This is a genomic window from Sphaerisporangium rhizosphaerae, from assembly GCF_042665155.1.
GTDB classification, from domain to species: Bacteria; Actinomycetota; Actinomycetes; order Streptosporangiales; family Streptosporangiaceae; genus Sphaerisporangium; species Sphaerisporangium rhizosphaerae.
In genome coordinates, this window is the sequence record NZ_JBHTCG010000015.1 from 55,638 (window position 1) to 74,416 (window position 18,779).

At 70.2% G+C, this 18,779-nt stretch carries 18 protein-coding genes; 11 read left to right on the forward strand and 7 right to left on the reverse strand.

Going from position 1 to position 18,779, the window contains the following annotated elements; genetic code table 11:
• Positions 1–3: 3 nt before the first annotated feature.
• Entirely contained in the window at positions 4–1,440 is a 1,437-nt protein-coding gene (locus ACFQSB_RS22320; RefSeq protein WP_380828825.1) for a M1 family metallopeptidase, read from the forward strand.
• Positions 1,441–1,469: 29 nt separating this feature from the next.
• Here ACFQSB_RS22320 and ACFQSB_RS22325 read toward each other — a convergent pair whose 3' ends face one another.
• Entirely contained in the window at positions 1,470–2,273 is an 804-nt protein-coding gene (locus tag ACFQSB_RS22325) for an ATP-binding protein (RefSeq protein ID WP_380828827.1), read from the reverse strand.
• Between the two features lie 448 nt (positions 2,274–2,721).
• Here ACFQSB_RS22325 and ACFQSB_RS22330 point away from each other — a divergent pair, with 448 nt between their 5' ends.
• From ACFQSB_RS22330 to ACFQSB_RS22345, 4 genes are read left to right on the forward strand one after another with little or no spacing between them, the layout of a single operon-like run.
• Entirely contained in the window at positions 2,722–3,573 is an 852-nt protein-coding gene (locus tag ACFQSB_RS22330; protein ID WP_380828828.1) for a helix-turn-helix domain-containing protein, read from the forward strand.
• A 10-nt stretch (positions 3,574–3,583) separates the two neighbouring features.
• Entirely contained in the window at positions 3,584–3,796 is a 213-nt protein-coding gene (locus ACFQSB_RS22335; protein WP_380828830.1) for a DUF397 domain-containing protein, read from the forward strand.
• Between the two features lie 27 nt (positions 3,797–3,823).
• Positions 3,824–4,081: a DUF397 domain-containing protein gene (locus ACFQSB_RS22340; RefSeq protein WP_380828831.1), complete on the forward strand. Its 258-nt coding sequence runs from the start codon at positions 3,824–3,826 to the stop codon at positions 4,079–4,081.
• A gap of 46 nt (positions 4,082–4,127) precedes the next feature.
• On the forward strand, positions 4,128–4,451 hold the full coding sequence (locus ACFQSB_RS22345; RefSeq protein WP_380828832.1) for a MazG-like family protein: 324 nt from the start codon (positions 4,128–4,130) through the stop codon (positions 4,449–4,451).
• Positions 4,452–4,487: 36 nt separating this feature from the next.
• On the opposite strand, the gene ilvA is transcribed toward ACFQSB_RS22345, so the two are convergent.
• The 4 genes from ilvA to ACFQSB_RS22365 all read right to left on the reverse strand — a co-directional run bounded on the left by ilvA (position 4,488) and on the right by ACFQSB_RS22365 (position 8,743).
• Entirely contained in the window at positions 4,488–5,702 is a 1,215-nt protein-coding gene (ilvA, locus tag ACFQSB_RS22350) for a threonine ammonia-lyase (RefSeq protein ID WP_380828833.1), read from the reverse strand.
• Between the two features lie 72 nt (positions 5,703–5,774).
• Positions 5,775–6,818: an ROK family protein gene (locus ACFQSB_RS22355; protein WP_380828834.1), complete on the reverse strand. Its 1,044-nt coding sequence runs from the start codon at positions 6,816–6,818 to the stop codon at positions 5,775–5,777.
• A 173-nt stretch (positions 6,819–6,991) separates the two neighbouring features.
• Entirely contained in the window at positions 6,992–7,426 is a 435-nt protein-coding gene (locus tag ACFQSB_RS22360; RefSeq protein ID WP_380828835.1) for a nuclear transport factor 2 family protein, read from the reverse strand.
• A gap of 147 nt (positions 7,427–7,573) precedes the next feature.
• Positions 7,574–8,743 carry an FIST signal transduction protein gene (locus tag ACFQSB_RS22365; protein WP_354839975.1) on the reverse strand — a complete coding sequence of 390 codons (1,170 nt, stop codon included), beginning with the start codon at positions 8,741–8,743 and terminating at the stop codon, positions 7,574–7,576.
• Between the two features lie 170 nt (positions 8,744–8,913).
• Here ACFQSB_RS22365 and ACFQSB_RS22370 point away from each other — a divergent pair, with 170 nt between their 5' ends.
• The 4 genes from ACFQSB_RS22370 (at position 8,914) to ACFQSB_RS22385 (ending at position 13,367) form a co-directional block, all read left to right on the forward strand.
• On the forward strand, positions 8,914–10,383 hold the full coding sequence (locus tag ACFQSB_RS22370; RefSeq protein WP_380828837.1) for a sigma 54-interacting transcriptional regulator: 1,470 nt from the start codon (positions 8,914–8,916) through the stop codon (positions 10,381–10,383).
• Positions 10,384–10,524: 141 nt separating this feature from the next.
• Positions 10,525–12,480 (forward strand): vWA domain-containing protein, encoded by a 1,956-nt coding sequence (locus ACFQSB_RS22375; protein WP_380828838.1) that lies wholly within the window; start codon positions 10,525–10,527, stop codon positions 12,478–12,480.
• A gap of 220 nt (positions 12,481–12,700) precedes the next feature.
• Positions 12,701–12,859 carry a hypothetical protein gene (locus ACFQSB_RS22380; protein WP_354839967.1) on the forward strand — a complete coding sequence of 53 codons (159 nt, stop codon included), beginning with the start codon at positions 12,701–12,703 and terminating at the stop codon, positions 12,857–12,859.
• A gap of 76 nt (positions 12,860–12,935) precedes the next feature.
• The gene (locus tag ACFQSB_RS22385; protein WP_354839964.1) at positions 12,936–13,367 is read left to right on the forward strand and encodes a hypothetical protein; all 432 of its coding nucleotides are present in this window, start codon (positions 12,936–12,938) and stop codon (positions 13,365–13,367) included.
• 33 nt (positions 13,368–13,400) lie between these two features.
• Here the strand turns inward: ACFQSB_RS22385 and ACFQSB_RS22390 are convergent, their stop codons facing one another.
• Entirely contained in the window at positions 13,401–14,546 is a 1,146-nt protein-coding gene (locus ACFQSB_RS22390; protein ID WP_380828840.1) for a cystathionine gamma-synthase, read from the reverse strand.
• A gap of 385 nt (positions 14,547–14,931) precedes the next feature.
• Here ACFQSB_RS22390 and ACFQSB_RS22395 point away from each other — a divergent pair, with 385 nt between their 5' ends.
• A complete protein-coding gene (locus tag ACFQSB_RS22395) occupies positions 14,932–16,098 on the forward strand; it encodes a sensor histidine kinase (RefSeq protein WP_380828841.1) in 1,167 nt (388 codons plus the stop codon).
• Between the two features lie 10 nt (positions 16,099–16,108).
• Here the strand turns inward: ACFQSB_RS22395 and ACFQSB_RS22400 are convergent, their stop codons facing one another.
• Positions 16,109–17,488, reverse strand: a complete 1,380-nt coding sequence (locus ACFQSB_RS22400; RefSeq protein WP_354839956.1) for a cystathionine beta-synthase — start codon at positions 17,486–17,488, stop codon at positions 16,109–16,111.
• 280 nt (positions 17,489–17,768) lie between these two features.
• Here ACFQSB_RS22400 and ACFQSB_RS22405 point away from each other — a divergent pair, with 280 nt between their 5' ends.
• Positions 17,769–18,761 carry an SGNH/GDSL hydrolase family protein gene (locus ACFQSB_RS22405; protein WP_380828843.1) on the forward strand — a complete coding sequence of 331 codons (993 nt, stop codon included), beginning with the start codon at positions 17,769–17,771 and terminating at the stop codon, positions 18,759–18,761.
• The last annotated feature ends 18 nt before the right edge of the window (positions 18,762–18,779 follow it).

The window sequence follows — 18,779 nt, forward strand, 5'->3', positions numbered from 1 at the left end:
GACATGCAGCTCAAGGGTCCACGGCGGATGACCACCGCCCTGCTGTCGGCCGGGGTCGTCGTGCTGAACGCCTGCGCGCCCTCGAACGGGGCGACCGCGCCCAGCGGGTCGCCCGAAGCGCAGTCGGCGCACGGCGACACGATCGGCGCGGCCGGCATCGGCGACGCCGACTTCCCCACCGACGGCAACGGCGGCTACGACGTCGAGCACTACGGGCTGCGGCTCTCCTACGACCCGGCGGTGAAGAACCTCTCGGGCACCGCGGAGGTCAGGGCCCGCGCCACGCAGGGGCTGTCCCGCTTCGACCTCGACCTGCACGGCTTCACCGTCCACAAGGTCAGCGTGGACGGACGGCCCGCCACCTTCACCCGCAAGGGCGACGAACTGGTCATCGACCCGGCCGCCATGCTGGCCAAGGGCGCGGTGTTCACGGTCGCCGTCGACTACGGCGGCCGGCCCGATCCCGTCCGCAACTCCTCCAACCTGGGCACCTACGGCTTCATCCCCACCAAGGACGGCGCGTTCGTCACCAGCGAGCCCAACGGCGCCAGGACCTGGTTCCCGTGCAACGACCACCCCGCCGACAAGGCGACCTACGACTTCGACGTCACGGTGCCGAGCGGCATCACGGTCGTCGCCAACGGCGAGATGCGCGGCGCCCCGGTCACCTCGGGCGGGCGCTCCAGCTTCTCCTGGAGCGAGACACACCCGATGGCGAGCTACCTGGCGACGATCACGCTCGGCAAGTTCGACGTCAAGACCGGCCGCTCGCCCGACGGCATCCCGGTGTACGCCGCCACCGACCCGGCCTTCCGCGACGACCTCGGCTTCCTGTTCAAGACCTCGGCCAAGGTCACCGACTACTGGTCCACGGTGTTCGGGCCCTACCCGTTCTCCTCGACCGGCGGGGTCATCGACGACTTCTCGGCCGGCTACGCGCTGGAGAACCAGACCAAGCCCATGTACGGCGGCTTCCAGCCCGACCAGGGCATCATCGCCCACGAACTGGCCCACCAGTGGTTCGGCGACAGCCTGAGCATCACCCGGTGGAAGGACCTGTGGCTGAACGAGGGCTTCGCCACCTACGCCGAGTGGCTGTGGAGCGAGCACAACGGCGGCACCACCGCCGACAAGACCTTCCAGGACTACTACTCGGCCAAGGAAGCGCCGATGTGGAAGTACCCCCCGGGCGCCGCCCAGCGCGATGATCTGTTCAACAACTCGGTCTACGTCCGCGGCGCCATGACCCTGCAGGCCCTGCGCCGCCAGATCGGCGACGAGACCTTCTTCAAGCTCCTGCGCACCTGGACCGACGAGCACCGCTACGGCGGCGTCACCACCGCCGACTTCGTCACCCTCGCCGAAAAACTCAGCGGCAAGCCCCTGACCCCCCTCTTCGACGCCTGGCTCTACAAGCCCACCCGCCCCACCCTCCAGTAGCCGCACCGGTCGGCGGCCTTGTGTATCGATCACAAAGAGTGATCGTCCTCCACGGAGAGGTTTTCTTCCGAGCGTTCCGCGAAATCGGGCTCCGCCTCAAGTAACCCGACGAACGGCAGGTCACGCACGATCAGCCGCTCGGCGGACGAGTCGCCGGCGGTGATCTCGGCGCTCCTGAGTTCGAGCCCCCAGCGGGCCCAGACGGTCTTGCCGTGGCGATCGGCGAGCGGAGTGATGCCGTGATCGTGTGCGAGGGCGGCGACGATGGCGAGGCCGCGTCCGTGGAGGGCATCGAGGCCGAGGTCCAGGTGACGCGGCCGGTCGGAGCCGTGATCGGTAACGCGGACGCAGAACTCTCCTGGCAATGCCCACAAGGAGAGTCGGATCGGGGCCTCTCCATAGGTCACCGCGTTCGCCAGCAATTCGCTGACGACCAGAACGATGTCATCCGCGAGATCGCGGAGGTCCCAGTCGTTCAGCGTGTCGACGACGATGCGACGGACCTTGCCGACCATCGACAGGTCGTGCGGCAGGTCCCAGCAGACGGTGCGAAGACCGTCAGGCGTCTCTGGCATCAAGGCTCCCTGCCGAGTGCGTGACGTACGTAGGGATGGGTGAGTCGTCCGGCCGGAGCGATCGGCCACGAGCGAGGAAACGCCGGCTTCGCCGCCCAGCCACGCGATCTGTTCGGCCTCGCGCATCAGGCGACGCAGCTCGTCCGCGTCCCGCGCCTGAACGATCACCGCCTCCGGGGCAGGCCAGGTGGCGAGGGCATAGAAGCGGCGCGTACCCACGCCGTACAGGACCGTCCATCCGGGCTCCAGCAGGTCCAACTGGTGTGCGGCGGCTCGTTCCGCCAGGTCCCACTGTCGCCGGACGACCTGCTCGAACCCCGCCCCCTGCCGGTGACGCCCCCTCGGCCACACCTGGCACCCGTACCTTGTCACATCACCACTCCCTTCCGGCTCGACTAAGGGCTCGTGCGTTTGCATCACCGGACGAATCGGTCCCTGTATTGCCAATTGAGTCAGATTGGCAATACAGACATTCGTTACTACTTGGAAATCGTCGCAGGTAAATACGCATCGCTCAGAGTGATCAGATTGCGTCACCGATGGATGCGCGCCATCTGAATCGTTGCCATAACACGCTCACCCTCTGCGGCGAGCCGTGCGACCATAGTGAAGGCGCAGCCCTCAACTTGCAAGACGTAATTTGAGTTATGGGTGATTGTCCAAATAGAGCCTCACATTCCATTTGTCGCCATACGCCGGGAGAACCATGTCCAACAGTCCTACCGTCAAGCGGCGACGGCTTTCCGCCGCGCTACGACAACTTCGTGTCGAATCCGGGCTCACCGCAGCAGAGGTGGCCAAGCAGTTGGACTGGGATCCTTCAAAGATCACGCGGATGGAACGCGACGAATGGAAGCGGCCCGCTCCGCACGACATTCGAGGACTGCTCGATCTCTATGGAGTGACGGACGAGCGTCGGCGAGATGCACTGCTCAGTCTCGCCCGCGAGTCACGGCAGCGGGGTTGGTGGGCCGACTATCAGGACGTCTTCCGGACTTCGCTCCCCGACTTCGAGGCCGGCGCGTCCATGATCCGTACCTATGAGGCCGTGGTCATCCCCGGTCTACTCCAAACCTCGGCCTACATGATGGCGATCTTCCGAGGCGGGCAGGTTCTACACGAAAGGATGTTCGAACGGCACGTTCACGCCAGACTCGCGCGGCAGGAGATCCTCAGGCGCCAGGACCCGCCCACACTGGTAGCGGTCATCGACGAGGCGGCACTCCTGAAAATGATCGGCGGTCGCGATGTCATGCGCGACCAGGTACACCACCTGCTGGAGCTGGCAGGACACCCCAACATCACCATTCAGGTGTTGCCGAACTGCGTGGGCGCCCACTCCGCGTTGGACGGCCCATTCGTTATCCTGGATTTCCCGTCCCCCGACGATCCGAGCCTGATCCATCTGGCTACGTTGACCGACAGTCTCTGGCTGGAGACCCCCGAGGAGATCCAGCGCTACACCCTCACCTTCAGCCAGGCCCAGGCGTCGGCATTGCCACCTGACGAGTCAGTACGGTACCTGTCGGAACTTCACGAACGACTACAACAGGAATAGAGGCGAAACAGTGGACCACAGCGCCCCGCTCGCCTGGCGCAAGAGTTCTCGGAGCACGTCGAACGACAACTGCGTGGAAGTAGCACTTCTCCCCGAGGGCGGAACAGCCGTCCGCGACAGCAAGAACCCGGGCGGACCAGTGCTGAGGTTCTCGGCCGGCGAGTGGCAAGCATTCCTCAGCGACACGAAGATCGGCCGGTTCGCCAACCCATGCCGCCGGTGATGGCCCAGCAGAGGAAGTAGGCGAAACATGGACCAAGGCATGCTTGCCTGGCAGAAGAGCAGCTACAGCGGAACCGATGACAACTGCGTCGAGGTAGCACATCTTCCTCTGGGAGATCTGGCCATCCGGGACAACAAGAACCCCACCCGCCCGATACTGCGATTCGCCGCTGACGAATGGCGCACCTTCATCAGCGGCATGAAGGTCGACCGGTTCACCCAACCAGCCCCCGGAATGGGCATGGCCAGCAAAAGAAACATAGCGGACGATTCGAAGTTTCTATAGGAGATGTCGTCACACTCTTCACAGCAGGCGGGTAGCCTCGCGGGCCATGGATGCCGATGCGTGGGAGAAGGTCGACCAACTGGTCACCTGGCTGGACAGGGCGAGCGACCTCGCGCCGGAGACCGAGTTGCTGTTGCGGCTGATGAAGGTGTCGGAGGAGACGGGCGAGGTCGCGGCGGCCGTCATCGGCGCCCTCGGCCAGAACCCCCGTAAAGGGGTGACCCACACCTGGGAGCAGGTCGACGGTGAACTCTGCGACGTCATCCTGACCGCCATGGTCGCCCTGAAGTCGCGGAACACCGACGCGCCGAACGTCTTCCGCAAGCACGTCACCGACGTCGTGACCAGAGCCCTCGGTCCGCCCGCTTAGACACGGGCTCGTAGGCAGAGGGAACCCGTTCGCGTATCAGCCGAAGATGAGTTTGTAGCCGTAACGGCGCAGGCCGGCGAGGACTTCGTCGCAGTGGACGGGGCCGCGGGTCTCCAGGTGGAGGAGGACCTCGGCCTCGTCCAGGTGGAGGCGGGGGTCGACCCGCTCGTGGCCGACGTCGAGCACGTTCGCGCCGAGGTCGGCCAGCCGGGCGAGCAGCGTCGCCAGCGCCCCCGGGCGGTCGGGGAGCCGCAGCCGGAAGGCGAGATAGCGACCGGCGGCCGACAGGCCGTGGCGCAGCACCCTGGACAGCAGCAGCGGGTCGATGTTGCCGCCGGACAGCACCGCGACGACCGGCGGCTCGAAGGCGTGCGGCCAGTCGAGCAGCGCCGCGACCCCGGCCACGCCCGCCGGCTCCACGACGAGCTTGGTGCGTTCGAGGCACAGCAGCAGCGCGCGCGACAGGGTCTCCTCCGAGACGGTGACCACGCTGTCGACCAGGTAATGGATCATCTCGAACGTGATGTCGCCGGGCCGGCCGACGGCGATGCCGTCCGCCATGGTGGACGCCGGGTCGACCACGACCGGGTGCCCGGCCGCGAGCGAGGCGGGGTAGGCGGCGGCCTGCTCGGCCTGTACGCCCACCACGCGCACCCCCGGGCGCATGGACTTGACCGCGAGCGCCACCCCGGCCGCGAGCCCGCCGCCGCCGACCGCGACCGTGATCGTGCCGACGTCGGGGAGCTGGTCGAGGATCTCCAGCCCGACGGTGCCCTGGCCCGCCACGACGTCAGCATGGTCGAAGGGGTGGATGAAGACCGCCCCGGTCTCCTCGGCGTGCTCCTTGGCCGCGGCGAGCGCCTGGTCGACGGTCGTCCCCGCGAAGATCACATCGGCTCCGTAGGCGCGGGTCGCCTCGACCTTGGGCAGCGGGGCGCCCTCGGGCATGAACACCGTGGACTTGCAGCCCAGCAGCCCCGACGCCAGCGCCACGCCCTGGGCATGGTTGCCCGCGCTGGCCGCCACCACGCCGCGGGAGCGCTCTTCCTCGGTCAGCCGGGCGATGCGCACGTAGGCGCCCCTGACCTTGAACGACCCGGCCCGCTGGAGGTTCTCGCACTTGAGGTACACCGGGCCGCCGATCATCTCCGACAGCACGCGCGAATGCAGCAGGGGGGTGCGGATCACGACGTCTTCGAGCAGATCACGGGCGGCGACCACATCGTCGTAGGTCACCTCAGACTGCGCCATGCCCGCAGTCTCCCACTCCCGGCTCCGCCGTAATCTCACCGGCCCACCGATCACGCGCCCCCCGCCGTCATCTCACATGTCGGGCGGGCCGGTCCAGTAGTGGGTGGGGCGCAGGACCAGGGCGGCGGCGCCGATGAGGCCGGCGTCCTGGCCGAGGTGGGCGGGGACGACGCGGACGCGCTGGGCGAAGCCGAGGCGGGCGTGCCTCCGCAGCGCCTCCTCGAGCGGGCCGAACAGGAGCGGCCCGGCCTGCGACACGCCGCCGCCGATGGTCACGACGTCCAGGTCGCACAGATGGGTGGCCGAGGCGATGCCGATGCCGAGCGCGCGGCCGGCGCGGGCGAAGGCCGCGATGGCGACCGGGTCGCCCGCGGCGGCGTCGGCCGCGAGCTGCCGGCCGCTCGCCTGAGCGGCCTCGACGTACGGCCCCTCGGGGCGGGCGCCGGTGGCGCCGGGCGTCCAGCCCTGCTCAAGAGCCCAGGCGGCGAGGCCCGGGCCGCGGCTGATGGCCTCCAGGCATCCACGGCCGCCGCACTGGCATGGGGGGCCGTCGGGGTCGATCACGACGTGCCCGATGTGCCCGGCGTTTCCGGTGCCGCCGTCGATCAGCCGGCCGCCGAGGATGAGGCCGCCTCCGACGCCGGTCGAGACGACCATGCCGAGCATGTGGTCGCTGCCCCGGCCCGCTCCCCGCCAGTGTTCGGCGGCGGCGACGCAGATGGCGTCGTTGTGGACGCGCACCGGCATTCCGGGGAACCGCCCGGCCAGCCTCTCGCGGAGTGGGAACCCGCGCCAGCCCGGCATGTTCAGCGGCGAGACGGCGCCCTCGGGCCAGGTCATCGGCCCGCCACAGCCCACGCCCACGCCGACCGTCCGTGCCTCCGGCCGCCGCGCGAGGACCACGTCGATCAGGTCGGACAGCGTCTTCCACAGCGTGCCGGCGTCCCCGCCGGGCGGCGTGGCGACGCGCTCGGCAACGACGATCTCCCCGTGCGCCCCGACCAGGCCGACGGCGAACTTCGTCCCGCCGATGTCGATGGCCAGCACGCACTCGCGGTCGCGCTCCGCCTCCTCCACCAACTCCCGCGCCACATCGCCCAACAACTCCCGCCCCACCGACCACCCTCCCAGCCCTCGCCCGCACGCTCCACGCCCCCAAGGATCACACGCCCCTCCCCGAGCGTGCCAAGCAAAATGAACCGACTTCCGAGATCGGCTCATCTCCGAAGTGGGAGTCAGCGGGCTTCGGGACCGAGTCCGGGACGCCTGATGCCGTCTCCTGGAGGGGGCTAGGCACGCAGATGGCGGCTGACATCGCCGACCAGGTGGATCCGGACGTGGCGTTCGACGAATCGCCAGCGTCCGTCGCGGCGCTCGAAGCGGTCGCTGTAGCGCCCTGCGGCAACGGGCCGCAGCGGAAATTCGGGCAGGGCCTGGAACACGGTGACGTAGGAACGCGCAGCGGCGGTCCCTGTCTCCTCGTCGATGTCGACGGCGAGGTTGGTCGTGACGTGGTGAGTGCGCGGCGTGCCGTCCTCGTAGAGGATCACGGTGTCGCGGAGCATCTTCTCGACGGCTTCCCGGCCATGGACCGGTGCGCCACTGCCGATGAACACCCCGTCGGCGAACAGTTCGCCGACGCCGGCGAAGTCTCCGGTGTCGACCAGTTCGGCGTACTCGGCGATCAGGTTCGTGATGGCGGCCGTACCCACGGTTGTGCCCATGACCTGAGGGTATGGGCAGCGACCCACGGCCCTCGACCGCCTCGATGTTGACGTAGTTCGTAGGGATCAAGAGCCATTCCAGCGGCGCCGCCTCAAGGGCGCCCCGAGCCCGCCGAGCGGAGCGAGGCCAAGCAAACACTGCGAAAGCTACGCGGAGAAGACGAGGATGGCGGCGGAGAAGCCGTGGACGTGGTTGTGGCCGGCGACCGGGCCTACTTCGCCGGCGGCGAAGAAGCCGGCCATGCCGATGGGGCCGAGGGTATCGTGCAGGGCGAGGACGTCGTGGTCGGAGCTGCCGAACATGGCCGAGCCCCTGCCGTTGCAGGAGAACAGCAGGGCGCCGTCGATGCGGCCGCGCTGTTCCACGTGGGCGTCGAGCAGTTCGTACAGGTCCTCGTCGGCGGCGGCGGCGTCGCGGACCTGGAAGCGGACGCTCTGCCCGATGTCGAGCACGTCGCCGACGGCCACGGCCTCGCGTTCGGGGTCGATGCCGAGGATGCCGCGGATGAGGAAGTCTCCGCGTTCGTGGCTTTCGGCGTACTCGTCCATGGCGACGCCGATCTGCAGCCCGGAGGCGACCAGTTCGCGGTCCTCCTCGTCCAGGCCGCTGACGATGTCCTCCAGGCGGGCGAGCGCGGGCTGCCCGGCGAGCTCCAGCAGCAGGTTGTCCTCGGAGCGGGTGACGACCATGGTGGGGCCGATGGGGCGGCATCCCTGGCTGACCACGGTGCTCACGTTGATCGGGCCGCTCAGCATGACGCCGATCGCCCCTTCGGTGTACATCTCGCCGCCCGCGAACAGGCGTACCGAGCCCTGCCCGCCGATGCCGTTGGCCAGGCCGCCGACGATCGGGAGATCGCCGAGGACGTCGCAGGAGTGCTCGACGAAGGCGTCGGTGGGGAAGCTGTAGGGGTCGGCCAGCAGGACGGCCACCCGGTCGTCGGGGTCGCGGTCGGGCAGGCCGATGATGACGAAGCGGTCCTCCATGCGGAGGGTCTCCAGGGCGAAGGTGGTCGCGCGGCCGCCGTCGAAGCTGGCCGCCCACGCGCTGACCGCCGAGGTCAGCTCGACGCCCTGGCCGTCGCCGATGACGCCGGTGGCGCTGCAGCCGATGATCTCGGCGCCCGGTGCCATGCGCATGGCGCGCAGCCCGGCGCGGGCGACCTCCTCGGGGTCGTCGCCGCAGATGAAGAAGCACACGAGGTCGGGTGGCCCGGAGAGGCCGGACAGCGCTTGGCGTACCGCGGCCTCGGCGGCGCCGACCAGGTCGGGGCCCACGGCGAGACCGTCCGAGAACCGGCTCGTCAGCACTGCCACACGCCTCGCCTCCTCCAGTGTCGCGAGTCGTAGTGTGTCGTACGTTCGCCCCTCTTAGCCGGATTCTCCCCACTACGGGACTAACAACGCGTACGGAGCGCCCCGCAATAGTCAAGATCCGAAATCCGGAATGCTGCCGACACCGTCCCCCGCGACGTAGTCTCGTCTTCGTGCATGAATCGCCCACACAGCGAAGTGAAACGCCGCAAGCTCGCACTCTCCGCGAGCTGCGCGAAAGTGGACACACCTATCGCACGGTCAAGGCGGAGATCCGCGAGAATCTGCTGGCCAGGTTACGCTCAAGGGCGCCGAGATTCCCGGGCATCGTCGGATTCGACGAGACCGTGCTGCCCCACCTCGAGCGAGCCCTGCTGGCGGGTCACGACCTGGTCCTGCTGGGCGAGCGCGGTCAGGGCAAGACCCGCCTCATCCGCACCGTCACCGGCCTGCTGGACGAGTGGACCCCGGTCATCGACGGCTGTGAGATCAACGACCATCCGTACGCGCCCGAGTGCGTCCGCTGCCTCAAGCTCGCCGCCGAGAAGAGCGCGGACCTCCCGGTCGCCTGGAAGCACCGCGACGACAGGTACGGCGAGAAGCTCGCCACGCCCGACACCTCCGTGGGCGACCTGATCGGCGACGTCGACCCCATCAAGATCGCCGAAGGCCGCACGCTGGGCGACCCCGAGACCGTCCACTACGGCCTGGTGCCCCGCACCAACCGGGGCGTGTTCTCGGTCAACGAGCTGCCCGACCTGGCCGAGCGCATCCAGGTGTCGCTGCTGAACGTGCTGGAGGAGCGCGACATCCAGGTCCGCGGCTACAACCTGCGGCTGCCCCTGGACATCCTGCTCATCGCCAGCGCCAACCCCGAGGACTACACCAACCGCGGCCGCATCATCACCCCGCTGAAGGACCGCTTCGGCGCGGAGATCCGCACGCACTACCCGCTCACCCTGGAGGACGAGCTGGCGCTCATCCGCCAGGAGTCCGCGCTCAACTGGCGCGGGCACGAGCCGGAGGGTCAGGGCGGCGCGGCGGAGGCGGGCCTGAGCGCCGAGCTGCCCGAGCACCTGGTGGAGACGATCGCCCGGTTCACCCGCCTGGTGCGCGAGTCCACGGCCGTGGACTCCCGGTCGGGCGTGTCGGCCCGGTTCGCCATCGCCGCGGCCGAGACGGCCGCCGCCTCGGCGGTGCGGCGGGCGGCCCTGACCGGGGAGGAGCGCCCGGTGGCCCGGGTCGCCGACCTGCCTGGCGTCGTCCCCACGCTGCGGGGCAAGGTGGAGTTCGAGGTCAGCGAGGAGGGACGCGAGGTCGAGGTGCTGGCGCACCTGCTGCGCCGGGCCGTGGCCGAGACCTTCCGCGGCACCCTGGGCGGCATGGACCTGTCGGCGCTGCTGGACAAGTTCTCCGAGGGCGCCCAGATCGAGTCCGGCGAGATGACCCCCGCCACCGAGCTGCTGCAGCAGATCGGCCCGGTCAACGGCCTTTCCAAGATCATGGCGGGCGTCGGGATGGGCGAGGGCGAGGAGTCCCCCGGGCACGCCGCCGCCGCGCTGGAGTTCGCCCTGGAAGGGCTCTACCTCATGCGCCGCCTGTCCAAGGACGAGGTCGACGGAGGCGCGGTCTACCGCACCTGAGCACCCCGGGCCCCGCCGGCCCCTCCGGCCGCGCCGGGCCCGGCCTCCGGTCTCCCCTCGCTCCGGGAGCCCGGACGCCCCCGTCTGCGCTGAGCGGACGTTCTTCGCACACCGGACATACGACGATTAGGCTCACATGCGATGAGTGGCTACCGATACGGCGAGTACCACGACGGTCCGGACCCGCTGGCGCCTCCGTACGACGTCCGCGCCGCGCTCGACGAGATGGGCGACGCGATCCTGTCCGGCTCCACCCCGCTGGACTCCCTGCGCGACCTGCTCCGGCGCGGCCTGCCCGGCGCGCCCGACCGGCGCGGCCTGGACGAGCTGCTGCGCGAGGTGCGCCGCCGCCGCCGGGAGCTGCGTGAGCGCGGCAACCTGAACGGCACGCTCGAACGCGCCCGCGCCCTGCTGGACAAGGCGATCGGGCAGGAGCGCGCCGAGCTGTTCCCCGACCCCTCCGACGACGCGCGGTTGCGCGAGGCCGAGCTGGACTCGGTGCCGGCCGACACCGCGAGCGCCGTCCAGCAGCTCGGCTCCTACGAGTGGCGCTCGGCCGCCGCGCGGCAGACCTTCGAGGAACTGCGCGATCTGCTGCGCCGTGAGGTCCTCGACAGCCGGTTCCGCGGAATGCGAGACGCGCTCGCGAATCCGGACCCGGAGGCGATGGAACGGGTCCGGCAGATGATGTCGGATTTGAACGACATGCTGGACCGGGATGCGCAAGGCCAGCACACCCAGCAGGATTTCCAGCAATTTATGGAAAAATATGGGGAATTCTTCCCGGAGAATCCCCGGAACCTTGAAGAACTGGTCGACATCCTCGCCCGCCGCGCCGCCGCGGCCCAGCGCATGCTCGCCTCCATGACCCCCGAGCAGCGCGCGGAGCTCCAGGCCCTGATCGACCAGACCCTCGACCAGGCCGGCCTGTCGGAGCAGATGGCCCGCCTCGGCGAGGCCCTGTACGCCCGGCGGCCCGACCTAGCCTGGGACGGCTCCGAGCGGATGGACGGCGACCAGCCCCTCGGCATGGGCGACGCCGTCAGCGCGCTGGAGGAGCTCGCCGACCTCGACCGCCTGGAGCAGTCACTCGCGCAGGACTACCCGGGCGCCCGGCTGGACGACGTCGACGAGGCCGCGATCCGCCGCGCCCTCGGCCGTTCGGCGGTCGACGACCTGGAGGCCCTCCGGCGCATCGAGCGCGAGCTGGAGGAGCAGGGGTACCTCCGCCGCCAGCGCGGCAAGCTGGAGCTGACCCCGAAGGCCGTGCGCAGGCTCGGCGAGACCGCGCTGCGCCGCGTGTTCGACTCGCTGGACGCCGGTCGCCGCGGCGACCACGACCAGCGGGACGCGGGGGCCGCCGGCGAGCTCACCGGCACCACCCGCCCGTGGCGCTTCGGCGACGAGCAGCCCATCGACGTGGTGCGCACGCTGGTCAACGGCGTGCGGCGGGGCGGGCCTGCCGGCGAGGGCCGGGTGTCGCTGTCCGTCGACGACTTCGAGGTGGCCGAGACCGAACGGCGCACCGCCGCCGCCGTGTGCCTGCTGGTGGACCTGTCCTACTCCATGGCGCTGCGCGGCACCTGGGCGCCCGCCAAGCAGACGGCGCTCGCCCTGCAGGCGCTGGTGGCCTCGAAGTTCCCCGGTGACGCCGTGCAGATCGTCGGCTTCTCCAACTACGCCCGGGTGCTCCAGCCCGAGGAGCTGGCGGGGCTCGAGTGGGACATGGTGCAGGGGACCAACCTCCACCACGCGCTGTTGATCGCGGGCCGCCATCTCGACCGGCACCCCGACTTCGAGCCGGTGGTGCTGGTCGTCACCGACGGTGAGCCGACCGCCCACCTCATGCGCAACGGCCGGTCATGGTTCGAGTGGCCGCCTTCGCGCGAGACGCTGGAGCTGACGCTGGCCGAGGTCGACAAGATGACCCGGCGCCGGGCCACGATCAACGTCTTCATGCTGGCCACCGACGAGCGGCTCAAGGAGTTCGTGGACGAGGTGGCGCGGCGCAACGGCGGCCGGGTCTTCTCCCCCAGCGCCGACCGGCTCGGCGAGTACGTGGTCAGCGACTTCCTGCGGGCGCGCCGCTCCCGCTGAACCAGGGCGCCTCTGAGGGCCGACCCCCGCGAGCTGGTCTATCGACTGGTTTACGGGGGTATGTCCATTTCACTGGACCGCGCTCCGATTTGGTCCGGGCATTCGATGCGCTTCGTTAATCGCTTGCTGACTGATATGCAATACCGGAGGATATTTATTGGAGGTGGTCCAAGCCATCGCAAAAGCGGCCGGCAACGGCCCGTCATGAAAGGAGAGTGCAATGTTCGCCGCGATCGCTCTCCTGGCGCTCATGATCATCACGGTGGCGATGTTCGAGCTCACCGTGAACAACCGCCACCTGCAGGCCAGGCCGCCGGTGGACGAGCCGCCCCTCACCGAGGAGGCGGCGCAGGACGCCCCGAACGTCCCGAACGCCTGAGCCGCGTCCCATGATTGTCCACGGCCGCCCGTCACACCGTTCCCACGCTGATCACTGAGACGGTAGCCTCAGCGGCATGTCGTTCCTCGACAAACTTCTGCTGTGGCTGCACATCGGCTTCGCGATCTTCGCGATCGGGCCGGTCACGGTCGCCACCAGTTTCACGCCGCGATACATCCGGGCCAAGGACGTCGGGGTGCTGCGTCATCTGCACCGCACGACGCGCGTCTTCGGCGTCCTCACCCTCGGCGTCTTCCTGTTCGGCATCGCGCTGGGCGGCAGCGCCCTGGGCCGGCCCTACCTGTCGATCTCGATGACGTTGTTCGTCGTGGCGGCGGTGCTGCTGGTCATCATCGAACGCGACCAGCGCGCCGCCGTCCGGGCCCTGTCCAACGAGACGCCCGAGGACGACGCCAAGGTGCAGACCGGGCGCATCGCCACTCTGGGCTCGATCACCGCGCTCATCTGGCTGGTGATCCTCGTGCTGATGGTGTGGTTCAACCCCTGACGCCGCCGGCGCCAGGGGTCGGCGTCGTCCTGCTCAATCGCCGAGGGCGTAGGTGAGGTCCGCCAGCAGGTCCCCGGCGGTCTCGATGCCGATCGACAGGCGCACCAGGTCCGAGGGCACCTCCAGCGGCGAGCCCGCCGCCGAGGCGTGGGTCATGCGCCCCGGGTGCTCGATCAGCGACTCCACGCCGCCGAGCGACTCGCCCAGCGTGAACAGCTTCGCGCGGTTGCAGATCTCGACGGCCGCCTCCTCGCCGCCCGCCACGCGGAAGGAGACCATGCCGCCGAAGCGCCGCATCTGCTTGGCCGCCACCTCGTGCCCGGGGTGGCTCGCCAGACCCGGGTAGAGCACCTGGGTCACCTTGGGGTGCGACAGCAGCAGGTCGACCACCCGCTCGGCGTTGTCGCAGTGGCGCTCCATGCGCAGTGCGAGGGTCTTGATGCCGCGCAGCGTCAGCCAGGCGTCGAACGGGCCGGCGACGGCGCCCATGGCGTTCTGGTGGTAGGCCAGTTCGTCGCCGAGGTCGCGGTCGCGGGCGATGAGCGCGCCGCCGATCACGTCGGAGTGCCCGCCGACGTACTTGGTGGTCGAGTGGATGACCACGTCGGCGCCGAGGGCGAGCGGCTGCTGCAGGTACGGCGAGGCGAAGGTGTTGTCCACCACCAGCCGGGCGTCCGCCTGGTGGGCGATGGAGGCCAGCGCCTCGATGTCGGCGATGTTCAGCAGCGGGTTGGTGGGGGTCTCGACCCAGATGGCCTTGGTGCTCGCCGGCCGGACCGCCGCGCGCACCGCGTCCAGGTCGCCGAGCGGCACCGGGTCGAAGTGCAGGCCCCAGCGCTCCAGGACCTTGGCGAACAGCCGGTAGGTGCCGCCGTAGGCGTCGTCGGGGATGATGACGTGGTCGCCGGGCCGGCAGATCGTGCGGAGCAGGGCGTCCTCGGCCGCCAGGCCGGAGGCGAACGCCATGGCGCGCGTCCCGCTCTCGATGGCCGCCAGGCACTCCTGCAGCGCGTCCCTGGTCGGGTTGGCCGAGCGGCTGTACTCGTACCCCGATCGCAGCCCTCCCACGCCGTCCTGCTTGTAGGTCGACACGGCGTATATGGGGGGCACGACCGCGCCGGTGTGCGGGTCGGGCTCCTGGCCTGCGTGAATGGCCAGCGTCTCAAAGCCTTCAATCATGACTTCACGGTATCGCCCTCTCGGAGGGGGAAACGGCGGCAGGGGACGACGTATCCGCGATGACGCCGGGATCGGCCCGGCGCTCGCGGGCGCGCGGCGCGGGGAACCCCTAACGCCGGCCGTGCCGAGACCGAGCACTCCGGACGGCGGCTCCCGCTCCGCCGCACGACGTCGATGCAACGCGCCGCCGGCCGGACGCTCTCACGGGCGCGACCACATGATCGGCGCCGTGTGAACCCCGTTTTCCCGCGCGGCCGCCCCGACCGGGAGCAATAGGGCCCCCGACTTCGCGGGCAGGGCCCCCCGAACGCCGCGCGGGCACGGCCTCGGAAACCGGCCGAACGGCCGATACGGGATGTCCGGACGGCGGTTAACCTCGATGCCTGTGAGGGAGACCCCGCAGCTGGTCCACGTCGTCCAGCGGCTCAGCGAGATCACGCTGGTCGGGTTCCTGTGCCTGCTGCTGGCGGTCGACACGGTGATCGCCTTCCAGGTCGGCAAGGCGCAGCCGGCGGTCCCGCTGTGCGGCCTCATCGGCATCGGAGCCTATCTGCTGCGCCACCGCTACCGCGCGCAGGGCGCGGTGCTGCTGATGGCGATGTCCGCGGCCGTCTCCATCGCGGTGCTCGCGCTGCGCTCCCACGGCAACCCCGGGCTGGCCGAGGCCGGCGCCCTCCTGCTGATCACCGTGGGCGTCGTGCGCTGGGTCCGGCCGCTGCGCACGGCGGTGCTGCTGGCGGTGCTGTCGGCCCTCACGTTGCAGCTGGCGAGCCTGCGCCCGATGACCTCGGCCAACCTCGCCTTCGGGTTCATGATGTTCGTCGCCTGGGCCGCCGCGATGGGCATCGGCAGCTACCTGCGCTACCAGCTGGAACGCCGTCAGGCGACCGTGAGCGCCGTGCGCAGGGCCGAGCGCCTGGAGCTGGCGCGCGAGCTGCACGACCTGGTCGCCCACCACATCACCGGCATCGTGGTCCAGGCACAGGCGGCCAAGGCGGTGGCGGCCCACCGGCCCGACGCCGTCGAGCCCGCCCTTTCCGCCATCGCCGGCGCCGGGGCCGACGCGCTGGCGTCCATGCGCCGCCTGGTCGGCGTCCTGCGGGCCGAGGACGACGCCTCGCGGAACGCGGGGGCCACGCTCGCCGACCTGCGCCTGCTCGTCGAGCGTTTCTCCTCCTCGGGCCCGCAGGTGGCCTTCGACGTGGGCCAGGGCCTCGCTGAGCCGTCGCTGGCGCCGGAGGTGCTCACCACCCTGCACCGGGTCCTCCAGGAGTCCCTGACCAACGTACGGCGGCACGCGCCCCACGCGGCCTGGGTGACGGCCGACCTGCGCCCGGCCGAACGCGGGGTGGCCCTGCGCGTGCGCAACCCGCGGACCTCGGCCGACCCCCGCCTGTCCAAGATGGGCGGGGGGTACGGGCTGGTCGGCATGGCCGAGCGGGTCAAGGCCGTCGGAGGCGACCTCGTCGCGGGCCCCGCCGCCGACGGCGCATGGGAGGTCCGCGCCTGGTTCCCCCTCGACCGCGCGGACCGCGAGACCACCGCCTCCTGAGGGGCGAAGGTCAGGCGTTGACCGTGCTGGCGAGGAAGGCCAGCAGGTCCTGGCGGGTGATCAGGCCGATCGGCTTGCCGTCGTCCAGGACGACCGCCGCGTCGGCCTTCTCCAGCGCCTCGATGGCGACCGCGACCGGCTCCCCCGCGCCGACCATGGGGAGCGGCGCGGACATGTGGTCCTCGATGGGGTCCTCGCCGCGCACCTTGCCCCGGTACAGCCCCTCGAGCAGGTCGCGCTCGACGATCGAGCCGACCACCTCGGCCGCCATGACCGGCGGCTCCTCCTTCATGACGGGAAGCTGCGAGACGCTGTACTCGCGCATGATCGAGATGGCCGTGCTGACCGACTCGTGCGGGTGGGTGTGCACGAACTCCGGCAGGCCGGGAGACTTGCGGCCGAGCACGTCGCCGACCAGCCCCTCCTCGCTGGAGGAGGTCAGGAAGCCGTAGTCGGCCATCCAGTCGTCGTTGAAGATCTTGGACAGGTAGCCGCGCCCGCCGTCCGGCAGCAGGACGACCACGACGGCGTCCGGACCGGCCTCGGCCGCGACCCGCAGGGCGGCCACGACCGCCATGCCGCAGGAGCCGCCGACCAGCAGCGCCTCCTCGCGCGCCAGGCGGCGGGTCATCCAGAAGGAGTCCTTGTCGGAGACCGCGACGATGCGGTCGGCGATCTTGGTGTCGTAGGTCGCCGGCCAGAAGTCCTCACCGACGCCCTCGACCAGGTAGGGACGCCCGGAGCCGCCGGAGTAGACCGAGCCCTCGGGGTCGGCGCCGATGATCTGCACCCGGCCGCCGGAGACCTCCTTGAGGTAGCGCCCGGTGCCGCTGATCGTGCCGCCCGTGCCGACGCCGGCGACGAAGTGGGTGATGCGCCCCTCGGTCTGCTCCCAGATCTCCGGCCCGGTCGAGCGATAGTGGCTCTCGGGGTTCTCGGGGTTGGAGTACTGGTCGGGCTTCCAGGCGTTCGGCACCTCGCGCACCAGCCGGTCGGAGACCGAGTAGTAGCTGTTGGGGTGGTCGGGCGAGACCGCCGTCGGGCACACCACGACCTCGGCGCCGTACGCGCGCAGCACGTTGATCTTGTCCTGGGCGACCTTGTCGGGGACCACGAACAGGCAGCGATAGCCGCGGTCCTGGGCCACGATGGCCAGGCCGATGCCGGTGTTGCCCGAGGTCGGCTCCACGATGGTGCCGCCGGGCCGCAGCGCGCCCGAGCGCTCGGCGGCCTCCACCATGCGCAGGGCGATGCGGTCCTTCACCGAGCCACCGGGGTTGAAGTACTCGACCTTGGCGAGGACCTGCGCCGAGATGCCGGTCGTGACCTTGCGCAGCCGCACGAGCGGAGTGTCGCCCATGAGCTCGATGAGCGAATCGTGAACGCGCACCGGGAATAACACCTCATTTGCCGAAGCTGTGTCAGCGTGCCGATTGATGCCGGTTTCCGGTGCGTGATCCGGGGGCCGGCTGGTTCCAATTCCTCACCGTACCGTCACGACCAGGACCACAGGGGACGGGCCGCCACGAGTCGGGGGCCCCTAAAGACGGGTGCGGGCGCACGGCGGTCCTCGTCGGCCGCCGTTCACCGGCCGACCGCGTCGTTGTGAGCACCGCGGCCGGGATGGGAATCATCACAGAAGCAAACGGATCCAGGAAAGGACACCGGAAGTGATCTGGACGCCCGCGACCGCACGGGCCGCTCGCCGGATCGCCACCGCGGCCGCCTTGGGCGGCGGTGGAGTGACCGCGCTCGGAGCCGCCATGTACGCCGTCCTGTTCACCGAGGCGCTGGTCGCCCGCAGAATCGTCGGCCGCCCGCACGGCATGGACGGCCCCGCCTCAGATGGGCTCTACGGCCGGGCGGGGGCCGAGCAGGGCCGGCCCATCGCCATGGTCATGCTGGGCGACTCCACCTCCGTCGGGCTCGGCGTGTCCGATCCTGAGGACACCCCCGCCGTGATCATCGCCAGAGGCCTGGCCGCGGCCGCCGGCCGGCCCGTCCGGCTCGACGTGTTCGGCCGGTCGGGCGCGGTGTCGGCCGACCTGTCCCACCAGGTGGACCGCGCGCTCAAGACGCGCCCGGAGATCGCGGTCATCTTCGTCGGCGCCAACGACGTGACCACCAAGACCCGGCCCGGCGACGCGGTCGGGCACCTGCGCGAGGCCGTGGCGCGGTTGCGCGAGGCGGACGCGGAGGTCGTCGTCGGCACCTGTCCCGACCTCGGGACGATCCGTCCCATCGCCCAGCCGCTGCGCTGGATGACGCAGCGGTGGAGCCGGCAGCTCGCGGCGGCGCAGACGGTCGCGGTGATCGAGGAGGGCGGCCGCACGGTGGCCTTCGCCGACATCCTCGGCCCGGAATTCACGACATATCCGGACGAGATGTTCGGACCTGATCGATATCACCCATCTGCCCGAGGTTACCAACGGTCCGCTTACGTAGTGCTACCTTCTGTATGCGCCGCGTTGGGATTCGGGCCCGAGCCCGAGCCCGAGCGCGGCGAGGGATCGCAATCGATTTACCTCGCGGCGGCCAAGGCCGCGGAGGAGTCCGGCACCGAGGTCACCGCGACCCGCGTCGCCGGCCGCGCGACCGGCCCCCACGGCAGATGGGCCATGATTCTTCGTCGGCGGCCGGGGACGATGCCTCGCAGCGCCTAGACCCGGTCACCCTCCGCG

What these genes read in the sequence shown, in the direction of transcription:
- ACFQSB_RS22320 (WP_380828825.1), top strand. Translation starts at nt 4, where the DNA reads ATGCAGCTCAAGGGTCCACGGCGGATGACCACCGCCCTGCTGTCGGCC.
- ACFQSB_RS22330 (WP_380828828.1), top strand. Translation starts at nt 2,722, where the DNA reads ATGTCCAACAGTCCTACCGTCAAGCGGCGACGGCTTTCCGCCGCGCTA.
- ACFQSB_RS22340 (WP_380828831.1), top strand. Translation starts at nt 3,824, where the DNA reads ATGGACCAAGGCATGCTTGCCTGGCAGAAGAGCAGCTACAGCGGAACC.
- ACFQSB_RS22345 (WP_380828832.1), top strand. Translation starts at nt 4,128, where the DNA reads ATGGATGCCGATGCGTGGGAGAAGGTCGACCAACTGGTCACCTGGCTG.
- ilvA (WP_380828833.1), bottom strand. Translation starts at nt 5,702, where the DNA reads ATGGCGCAGTCTGAGGTGACCTACGACGATGTGGTCGCCGCCCGTGAT.
- ACFQSB_RS22360 (WP_380828835.1), bottom strand. Translation starts at nt 7,426, where the DNA reads ATGGGCACAACCGTGGGTACGGCCGCCATCACGAACCTGATCGCCGAG.
- ACFQSB_RS22375 (WP_380828838.1), top strand. Translation starts at nt 10,525, where the DNA reads ATGAGTGGCTACCGATACGGCGAGTACCACGACGGTCCGGACCCGCTG.
- ACFQSB_RS22380 (WP_354839967.1), top strand. Translation starts at nt 12,701, where the DNA reads ATGTTCGCCGCGATCGCTCTCCTGGCGCTCATGATCATCACGGTGGCG.
- ACFQSB_RS22385 (WP_354839964.1), top strand. Translation starts at nt 12,936, where the DNA reads ATGTCGTTCCTCGACAAACTTCTGCTGTGGCTGCACATCGGCTTCGCG.
- ACFQSB_RS22390 (WP_380828840.1), bottom strand. Translation starts at nt 14,546, where the DNA reads ATGATTGAAGGCTTTGAGACGCTGGCCATTCACGCAGGCCAGGAGCCC.